Origin of the sequence: Streptomyces sp. NPDC053513 (genome assembly GCF_044544765.1) — a bacterium.
GTDB classification, from domain to species: domain Bacteria; phylum Actinomycetota; class Actinomycetes; order Streptomycetales; family Streptomycetaceae; genus Streptomyces; species Streptomyces litmocidini.
On the sequence record NZ_JBITXP010000053.1, the window covers coordinates 1 to 8,603 of the forward strand.

The window sequence follows — 8,603 nt, forward strand, 5'->3', positions numbered from 1 at the left end:
TTCAGGCGCGGAACGCGGAGGCGCCGCTGATGGGCGCCGTCCCGTGTGCCCACCCGTCCCGCCCCAGCGGGACGATTGCCCACACGGAGGTGGGCAGGGGCACCGCCCACCCGGGCGCGGGCCCCGCACGGCGGGTGCGGGAGGGGCACCGCCCCGTCGGCCGCGGCCCCCGGCATGGCGGGCCCGGTTCCGGGCTAGCCGGTCTGGGCCGGGGTCGGGGTGTCGGCGGTCGCCGGAGCCGCGCCCCCGCCCGTACCCGCGCCGCCCGCCCCGCCGGGGACCCGCCCCGGCAGGAACGCCGCCACGACCACCGCGCCCGCCACGCCGATCGCCGCCGAGGCGATCGCCGTGACGTGCATGGCGTCCAGGAAGGCCGTGTACGCGGGGCCGATCAGGTCCTTGCCCGCCGGCCCGAGTCGCGAGGCGACCGCGAGCGTGGCCTCGACGGACTCGCCCGCCGTGTCGCGCAGGGCCGCCGGGACGCCGTCCAGGTGCCCCTCGATCTCGCCCCGGTACGTGGAGGAGAGCACCGAACCGAGGACGGCCACGCCCAGCGCGCCGCCGACCTGCCGGAAGGTGTTGTTGATGGCGGAGCCGGAGCCCGCCTTCTCGCGGGGCAGCGCCTGCATGATCGAGACCGTGACCGGCGGCATGATGTGCGCCATGCCCGCGCCCTGGAGGAAGAAGACGACCTCCAGGACCCAGACGGGGGTGTCGGCCTCGAAGAAGGCGAAGGCGGCCAGGCCGGCGGCGACGAGCAGCATGCCGCCGGTGCAGACGGCCCGGGCGCCGAAGCGTTCGACGACGAGCCGGGCCCGGGGCGCGAAGACCATCTGCGCGACGGCGAGCGGCAGGATGAGCAGCCCGGACTGCAGCGCGGTGTAGCCGCGCACGCTCTGCAGGTAGAAGGCGGAGAAGAAGGTCACGCCCATGAGGGCGAAGAAAACGAGCGCGATCGCGGCGACGGCCGCCGAGAACGCGGGCTTCCTGAAGTACGACATGTCGATGGCCGGGTGGTCGCTGCGCCGCTCGTGGAGGACGAAGACGACGAGGACCGCGAGGCCGCCGAGGACGGGCGCGAGGACGGTGACGTCGGTGAAGCTCGCCAGCTCGCCGCCGCGGATGATCCCGTACACGAGGAGGACGAGTCCGACGACGGAGAGCAGCACGCCGGGTATGTCGACGCGGCCGGGCCTGGGGTCGCGGGAGTCGGGCACGAGCCACAGCATCAGGGCCAGGGCGAGGAGCACCACGGGCACGTTGACGAGGAAGATCGATCCCCACCAGAAGTGTTCGAGGAGGATGCCGCCGGTGATGGGGCCGACGGCGATGGCGAGGCCGACGCTGCCGGCCCAGATGCCGATGGCCTTGGGCTGCTCGTCGCGCTCGAAGACGTTCATGAGGACGGCGAGCGTCGCGGGCATCACGAACGCGGCGCCGAGGCCCATGACGGCCCGGTAGGCGATGAGTTCGCCCGGGGAGCCGGAGAGGGCGGCGAGGGCGGAGCCGATGCCGAAGACGGTGATGCCGAAGAGCAGCACCTTCTTGCGGCCGAGGCGGTCGCCGAGCAGGCCGGAGGTGAAGAGGAGTCCGGCGAAGACGAGTGTGTAGGAGTTGATGGACCACTCCAGCTCGCTCTGGGTGGCGCCGATGCCGGTGGGCGCGGGGGCCGCGATCGTCTTGACCGCGACGTTCAGGATCGAGTTGTCGAGGACGACGATCAGCAGGCTGAGCATGAGGACGCCGAGGACGGCCCAGCGGCGCCGGTGGACGGCCTCGGGGACGCGGGACCCGGCGGGCGGGGCGGGTGCGGTGGACGGCTGTGACATGCCCACCACCCTAGGGCAATTTCGATACGAGACCGTCTCGTATCGAAAGACGGGGGGAAGTCTTTACGTTGCCGCCGTGTGAACAGCGCCACTCCGGCCCACTTCCCCGCCCGCCCGGCGAAGTGCCACCATGGACGTGGTCCGGGGACGCCACAGGGCGCCTCGAGATGACAAGAGGAGCCGTTCACCATGACGCTTCAGGCTGCCCAGAAACCGCCCGCCGACAGCAGCAAGGCGCTGTACGGGGGGAAGGGCACGCGCCGCATCACCGTCCACGACATCGCCGCGGCCAAGACCCGCGGCGAGAAGTGGCCCATGCTCACCGCCTACGACGCGATGACCGCGTCGGTCTTCGACGAGGCCGGCATCCCGGTCATCCTCGTCGGCGACTCGATGGGCAACTGTCACCTCGGCTACGACACCACCGTGCCCGTCACGATGGACGAGATGACCTTCCTGTCCGCCGCCGTCGTCCGGGGCACCAGGCGCGCCCTCGTCGTCGGCGACCTGCCGTTCGGCTCCTACCAGGAGGGGCCCGTCCAGGCCCTGCGCAACGCCACCCGCCTCGTCAAGGACGCGGGCGTCGGCGCGATCAAGCTGGAGGGCGGCGAGCGCTCGCTGCCGCAGACCGAGCTGCTCGTCCAGGCCGGCATCCCCGTCATGTCCCACCTGGGGCTCACCCCGCAGTCCGTCAACACCATGGGCTACCGGGTGCAGGGCCGCTCCGACGAGGCCGCCCACCGGCTCCTCAGCGACGCCAAGGCGGCGCAGGACGCGGGCGCCTTCGCCGTCGTCCTGGAACTCGTACCGGCCGAGCTGGCCGCCGAGGTCACCCGGTCCCTGCACATCCCGACCATCGGCATCGGTGCCGGCGCCGGCACCGACGCGCAGGTCCTCGTCTGGACCGACATGGCCGGCCTGACCGGCGGCAAGGTGCCGCGCTTCACCAAGCAGTACGCCAACCTCCGCGAGACGCTCGGCGACGCCGCCCGCGCCTTCGCCGAGGACGTCAGCGGCGGGGCGTTCCCCGCCGAGGAGCACACCTTCCACTAAGGCACGCAGAGCCACTGCGGCACCTCCGACAGCCCGCCGACATCCCCCATCGGCGGGCTGTCGGTCGTCTGTCGGGGGATTGTCGGCGGCGCCCTGTTCCATGGTGGACATGACGCGATCACACACCAACGCCGTCGAGGTCCGGGGCCTCGTGAAGCACTTCGGCGAGACGAAGGCCCTCGACGGGGTCGACCTGGACGTCCGGGAGGGCACGGTCCTCGGGGTCCTCGGCCCCAACGGCGCCGGGAAGACCACCCTCGTCCGCTGTCTGTCCACCCTCCTCGTCCCGGACGCCGGGACCGCCACCGTCGCCGGGTACGACGTGGTGAAGCACCCCCGCCAACTGCGCCGCACCATCGGCCTCACCGGCCAGTACGCCTCGGTCGACGAGAAGCTGTCCGGCTGGGAGAACCTCTACATGATCGGGCGGCTGCTCGACCTCTCCCGCGCCGACTCCCGCCGCCGCGCCGACGAGATGCTGGAGCGCTTCTCCCTCACCGACGCCGCCAAGCGCCCGGCCATGAACTACTCCGGCGGCATGCGGCGCCGCCTCGACCTCGCCGCCTCCATGATCGGCCGGCCGGCCGTCCTCTACCTGGACGAGCCGACCACCGGCCTCGACCCCCGCACCCGCAACGAGGTGTGGGACGAGGTGCAGCGCATGGTCTCCGAGGGAGCGACCGTCCTCCTCACCACCCAGTACATGGAGGAGGCGGAGCAGCTCGCGAGCGAGCTGACCGTCATCGACCGGGGCCGGGTCATCGCCAAGGGCGGGGTCGACGAGCTCAAGGCCAAGGTCGGCGGCCGGACCCTGAAGGTCCGCCCCACGGACCCGGCCGACCTGTCCGCCATGGCGGCCGCGCTGCGCGAGACCGGCCTCGACGGGGTCGCCGGCTCGACCGTCGTGCCCGACGAGGGCGTGCTGTACGTGCCGATCCTCACCGACGAGCAGCTGACCGCCGTCGTGGGACTGCTCGGCGCGCGCGGCTTCGGCATCGCCCACATCGGCACCCATCTGCCCAGCCTGGACGAGGTGTTCCTCGCGATCACCGGTCAGAAGACCGCCGACTCCGAGCTTTCCGACGCGATCACCGAGGAGGTCGCCGCGTGAGCACGACCACTGTCACCAAGTCCCCCGCCGACACCCGGGATCCGGGTCCGGCCGCGGCACGGACCGCCCCCGTCGCGGAGGGCCGGATCGGCCTGCGGGCCAACCTCCGCCACATCGGCGCCCTGGCCCGGCGCAACGCCCTGCAGATCAAGCAGGACCCGGAGTCGATGTTCGACGCCGTCCTGATGCCGATCATCTTCATCCTGCTGTTCGTGTACGTGTTCGGCGGCGCGATCTCGGGCAAGGGCAACAACGACGTCTACGTCAACTACGTGACGCCCGGCCTGATGGCCATGATGGGCATGAACATCGCGATGGGCGTCGGCACCGGCATCAACGACGACTTCAAGAAGGGCGTCATGGACCGGTTCCGGACCATGCCGATCGCCCGCTCCTCGGTGCTCATCGCGAAGATCGTCGTCGAGGTGGGCCGGATGCTCATCGCCACCGCGATCCTGCTCGGCATGGGCTTCCTGCTCGGCCTGGAGATCCACACCTCGGTCCTCCACCTGTTCGCCGCCATCGGCCTGTCGATGGTCTTCGGCGCCGCCCTGATGTGGATCTTCATCCTGCTCGGTCTCACCATGAAGACGGCCCAGGCCGTCCAGGGCATGGCCATGCTCGTCCTGATGCCGCTGCAGTTCGGCTCCTCGATCTTCGCCCCGCCGACGACGATGCCCGGCTGGCTGCAGACCTTCACCGACTACAACCCGCTGTCCAACCTCGCCGACGCCGCCCGTCACCTGATCAACGGCGGCCCGGTCGCCCACTCGGTGTGGATGACCCTCGGCTGGGCGGCGCTCATCACCGTCGTGACGGCACCGCTCGCGGTGTCCAAGTTCCGCAAGAAGACCTGAGTCCCGATCGGGGGATCATGACTCGGCGCGCTCACTGATCGCGTCGGCGGCGCGACCGAGCAGGGCGGCGGCCTCTTCCACGGAGAGGCCGCCGCCCTCCGCGTGTGCCGCCTCGAACTCCCCGTCCCCGAGCGCGGACCGGCACAGCTCCGTCGCCCGCGCCAGGTTCTCCCGCTCCATCGGCGGCGCCATGTGTCCCGGCGGCAGCAGCCCCTCGTACCCGCCGAGCAGGACCGCCGCGGTACGGGCGTGGGGGCCGCCGAGCCCGGCGAGCGCCCAGGCGGCGGTGACCAGGTGGATCGCCGGCATGTGCGGGGCGACCATCAGCGACAGGCCGCCCAGGGCGCGCCCGTACGCCCGCCAGGACAGGTCGAACGCCTCCTCGTACCGGCCTTCGAGGTCGCACACCCAGGCCAGGCTGCCGAGCGCGAAGCCCTCGAAGATGGAGAACGTCTCGGCGCTGAAGAGCTTCTGGGCGCTGAACTCGTCGAGCAGCCGCTCCAGATGCATCCGGGCCTCGGCCGTCCGGCCGGTCCGGCCGAGCAGCAGCCCCAGGAAGATCCGCCCGGCCAGCATCGGCTCGTGGCCGCGCCCGTGTTCGCCCTCCACCACCTCGCGCAGGATCCGCTCCGCCTCCTCGCCACGGCCGGTCTCGATCAGCATGTCGGCGTAGCGGGCGCGCAGCAGGGCCATCTGGGACTGGGCGCGGATCCGCTCCGCGTACGTGATGGCGTCGGCGAAGTCCTGGGCGGCGCCCTCGAACTCGAGCCGCCGCTCACGGGCCTCGGCGCGCGAGGCCAGCGCCTCGGCCGCGCCCCAGGAGTCCCCGAGGCGTACGAAGATCTCCAGGCTCTCCTCGGCGTCGGCGGCGGCCCGCTCGGCCAGGTCGGCACGGTTGGCGAGCATGTTGGCGCGCAGCTGGAGGGCGTTGGCGAGCTCCCATTCGCCGCCGTGGCGGCGGCAGGCGGCGACGTGCGCCTCCAGGGCCTCGCCCATGCGGCCCGGTTCGCCGATGAGGAGGACGGCGAAGACCGTGAAGGAGCCGGGCAGCCGGCAGGTCTGCGGGAGCCCCGGCGGATAGACCTCGTTGATCCGCCGCAGCCGGGCGAGCCCGGCGGGGGAGGTCCAGTGGCCGGTCTCGTAGTCCATGTTGAGCAGCTCGATCAGCCGCACCCCGCGCCGGGCCTCCCAGCGCTGCTCCTCGGAGAGCGGCGGGGGAGTGGCGGTGCACGGCTCGTGCAGGGGGACGACGGGGGCGGCGGGCGTCCCGAACGGGTCGGGCCCGAGCTCGGCGACGGACTCCGCCCAGTACAGGGCGTCGGCGCGCAGGTCGCGCATCTGCCAGTACCAGAGCAGGGAGTGGACGAGGACCAGCGCCTCGTCCTCCTCCCGGGCGTCGACGGCCCGGCGCAGGGCGGCGCGGATGTTCCCGTACTCGGTGCCGAACCGGCCGACGGCCTCGACCTGCCCGGGGCCGCGCAGCTCGGGGTCGGTGCGGCGGGCGAGTTCGCGGTAGTACGTGAGGTGGCGGCGCTCGGTGCCGGCCCGCTCCCCCGCCTCGTCGAGCCGCTCCCCCGCGTACTCGGCGACGGTCTCCAGGAGCCGGAACCGCATGCCGGACTCACCGGGCACGGCGACGACGAGCGACTTGTCGACGAGGGCGCCGAGGAGGTCGAGGACGGGCGGCTCGTGCGCGGACGGCCCGGCGGCGTGGGGCCCCGGGGCGTGGGGTTCGGCCGGGCGGGGCCCGGGGGCTCGGGGGCCGACGGCTCGGGAACCGGCGGGTCGGGGGTCGGTGGCTTGGGAACCGGCGGGTCGGAGGTCGGTGGCTTGGGGGTCGGCGGCTTGGGAATCGCCCGCGCAGACGGCCTCCGCCGCCTCCAGGTCACAGCCGCCCGTGAAGACCGAGAGCCGGCGCAGGACGGCCCGTTCGGCCCCGTCCAGGAGGTCCCAGGACCAGTCGACGACCGCCCGCAGGGTCTGCTGCCGGGGCAGTACCGTCCGCGCGCCAGACGTCAGCAGCCGGAAGCGGTCGTCGAGCCGGTCCGCGATCTGACGCAGGGTCAACATCCGCAGCCGGGCCGCAGCCAGTTCGATGGCCAGCGGCAGACCGTCGAGGCGCCGCACGACCTCGGCCGCGGCGACCGGGTCGTCCTCGACGCGGAACCCCGGACGGACCGCGGCGCCGCGCTCACCGAGGAGCCGCAGGGCCATCCCGGTCGGCAGCGGGCCGAGGGGGCGGAGCGTCTCCCCCGGGACGCCCAGCGGCTCCCGGCTCGTCGCGAGCACCCGGAGCTCGGGGCAGCGCGCGAGCAGCGTCTCGGCCAGTTCGGCGGCCGCGCCGACGAGGTGCTCGCAGTTGTCGAGGAGGAGCAGCATCCGGCGCCCGGCGCAGTGCTCGACGAGCCGGGCGGTGGGGTCGCCACCGCCCCGCAGCTCCTCGGCCCCGGCGCCGCGGAGCACGGTCTCGCGGGCGCCGACGGCCGCGAGGACCGCCTCGGGCACGGCCTCGGGGTCCCGTACGGGGGCGAGTTCCGCCACCCACACCCCGTCCGGCCAGTCCTCGTTCCCCCGCTCGGCCGCCTCCTGCGAGAGCCGGGTCTTCCCGGCGCCCCCGGGCCCGAGCAGCGTCACGAGCCGCGCGCCGCGCAGGTCGTCCCGCACCAGGGCGATCTCCTCGTCGCGGCCGACGAAACTGGTGAGCCGGGCGCGCAGGTTGCCCCGGAGGGGGGCGCGGACGGGCTCCGGGGTCAGCAGCTCGGCGTGGAGGGCGCGCAGGGCGGGTGACGGGTCCGCACCCAGGCGGGTGGCGAGGGAGCGGCGGACCGACTCGTACGCGGCGAGGGCCTCGGCCGCCCGGCCGGTGTCCCGCAGGGCGCGGATCCGGAGGGCCTGGAGGGGCTCGTCGAGGGGGTGGGCGGCGCAGAGGGCGGTGAGTTCGGGGAGGGCGGCCTCGGCGCCGCCGAGCGCGAGGGCGGCGTCGAGCCTCGCCCGGCGGGCGTCCAGCCGACGCGCCTCCCAACGGGCGGCCTCCGCCTCCCGGTCCGGCAGGTCGGCGAAGGCCGGGCCGCGCCAGAGGCCGAGGGCCTCGTCGAGGAGGGCGGCGGCGCGTGCCGGATCGGCCGCGCCGAGTGCGGCCAGGCCCTCGGCGGCGAGGCGCTCGAAGCGGCGGACGTCCACGTCCTCGGGCCGGGCGTCCAGCCGGTAACCGCCCTCGGCGGAGACCACCCGGTCCCGGCCGAGGGCCCTGCGGAGCCGCCCCACCAGGGCCTGGAGGGCGGCGGGCGCGTCGGCGGGCGGCTCGTCGCCGTGCCACACCTCGTCGACGAGATCGGGCACGGGGACGACCCGGCCGGCCCGCAGGGCGAGGACGGTGAGCAGCGCGCGGACCCGGGGGCCGCCGATGGTCACGTCGGAGCCGTCGGGGGTGTGGGCGAGGGTGGGGCCGAGGACGGAGTAACGCACGCCCCCCATTCTCCGCGAGCCCACCCCCGACCTCCCCACGGGCACCACAGCCCGCGCCCGGCGGGGCGGTGCCCCCGCCCACCCCCGTATGGGGCCCGCCTGCTGGGCGGCACCCCCGCCCGCTGTGCGGGGCCCGCGCCCGGGGGGCGTGCCCCCGCCCGTGGGGCCCGCGCCCGGCGGGGCGGTGCCCCTACCCACCCGCCGTGTGGGCAATCGTCCCGCTGGGGCGGGACGGGTGGGCACACGGGACGGCGCCCTTCAGCGGCGCCTCCGCGTCCCGCGCCTGAA

The 8,603-nt window shown here is 74.2% G+C and carries 5 protein-coding genes; 3 read left to right on the forward strand and 2 right to left on the reverse strand.

Annotated features, from left to right (window positions below; translation table 11 throughout):
- Positions 1–194: 194 nt before the first annotated feature.
- Complete coding sequence (locus ACIGW4_RS37965; RefSeq protein WP_399586284.1) at positions 195–1,829, reverse strand: MFS transporter; 1,635 nt, start codon at positions 1,827–1,829, stop codon at positions 195–197.
- A gap of 189 nt (positions 1,830–2,018) precedes the next feature.
- On the opposite strand from ACIGW4_RS37965, the gene panB reads away from it, so the two are divergent.
- From panB to ACIGW4_RS37980, 3 genes are all read left to right on the forward strand, one after another.
- The gene (gene panB, locus ACIGW4_RS37970; RefSeq protein WP_359589993.1) at positions 2,019–2,882 is read left to right on the forward strand and encodes a 3-methyl-2-oxobutanoate hydroxymethyltransferase; all 864 of its coding nucleotides are present in this window, start codon (positions 2,019–2,021) and stop codon (positions 2,880–2,882) included.
- 100 nt (positions 2,883–2,982) lie between these two features.
- Positions 2,983–3,993, forward strand: a complete 1,011-nt coding sequence (locus ACIGW4_RS37975) for an ATP-binding cassette domain-containing protein (RefSeq protein WP_399586288.1) — start codon at positions 2,983–2,985, stop codon at positions 3,991–3,993.
- A complete protein-coding gene (locus ACIGW4_RS37980) occupies positions 3,990–4,850 on the forward strand; it encodes an ABC transporter permease (RefSeq protein ID WP_123451710.1) in 861 nt (286 codons plus the stop codon). The genes ACIGW4_RS37975 and ACIGW4_RS37980 overlap by 4 nt, the downstream gene beginning before the upstream one ends.
- Before the next feature lie 15 nt (positions 4,851–4,865).
- Here ACIGW4_RS37980 and ACIGW4_RS37985 read toward each other — a convergent pair whose 3' ends face one another.
- Entirely contained in the window at positions 4,866–8,315 is a 3,450-nt protein-coding gene (locus ACIGW4_RS37985; protein ID WP_399586291.1) for a BTAD domain-containing putative transcriptional regulator, read from the reverse strand.
- Positions 8,316–8,603 lie beyond the last annotated feature (288 nt).